This is a genomic window from Microbacterium sp. Bi128, from assembly GCF_918698205.1.
In genome coordinates, this window is the sequence record NZ_CAKKMM010001649.1 from 1 (window position 1) to 1047 (window position 1047).

General features: G+C 68.5%; 2 protein-coding genes. One reads left to right on the top strand and one right to left on the bottom strand.

Features of this window, described 5'->3' with window-relative positions:
- The coding region (gene nadE, locus LQV45_RS35235; RefSeq protein ID WP_230012681.1) for an NAD(+) synthase at positions 1 to 367 on the top strand (367 nt) is incomplete at its 5' end.
- 52 nt (positions 368 to 419) lie between these two features.
- Here the strand turns inward: nadE and LQV45_RS35240 are convergent.
- Positions 420 to 1047: zinc-binding dehydrogenase (locus LQV45_RS35240; RefSeq protein ID WP_230012682.1), on the bottom strand; the 628-nt coding region annotated here is incomplete at its 5' end.

Below are 1047 nucleotides of genomic sequence, written 5' to 3' on the forward strand. Positions count from 1 at the left end.
CAATTACCTGGTGATCGGCACGGATCACGGCGCCGAGTCCGTCACGGGGTTCTTCACCAAGTTCGGCGACGGCGGCGCGGACATCCTGCCGCTGTTCGGCCTTAACAAGCGACAGAACCGCGCCCTGCTGGCGGAACTCGGCGCACCGGCCCGGATCTGGGAAAAGGTTCCGACGGCGGATCTGCTGGACGGCAAGCCGGGCCGCACCGACGAGGACGAACTCGGCCTGGGCTACGACCTGATCGATGACTACCTCGAGGGCCGTGACGTACCCGATGCCGCTGCCGAACGGATCGAGGCGATGTACCTGCGGACCCGCCACAAGCGCACGGTCCCGGTGACGATTTTCGACACCTGGTGGAAATAGCCTGAGCCGGGAGCCCCGGGCCGGGCTGCAGGTTCGCCCCGGGGGGGTCCAATTAGGGGATCAGCACGAGTTTGCCCCGGACATGGCCTGCGCGGCTGATGCCCAGTGCCCGGGCCGCATCGGTGAGGGGAATCCGCTCCTGGATGCTGAAGCGGAGCTTTCCCCCGGCCGACAGCCGGGCCGCCTCCGCTACCCGTCCGTCCAGCAGCCTGACCGGTGCAATTCCGGCGGCGTTGGCCTCCTTTCCAGGCACTGTGGTCACCGCGGCGCCGTGGCCGCCGAGCAAATGGACCGTCGCCGTCGTCGTCTCCTCCCCGCCAAAGGTGTCCACGACGGCGGTGATGGTGCCCAGTGCGCGGACGCGTTCCACGAGCCCTTCGCCATGGGCCACAGGCACGGCGCCGAGGCCGCGCAAGTAGTCGTGGTTCTGCTCTGAAGCGGTCCCGATGACCCGGGCGCCGAGGTGCCGTGCTATCTGGACCGCCGCCGAGCCGACCCCGCCCGCTGCGCCGTGGATGAGGACCGTGTCCCCCACGCCAATGCCAAGCTGAACCAGCGCCGAATACGCTGTGCCGCCAGCTATCGCGACGCATGCCGCCTGCTCGAAATCGATGCCCGCGGGCTTTGGCGTCAGCTGGTCGACCGGAAAATTGGCCACGGCACGGTAGGCCCCGGAAATG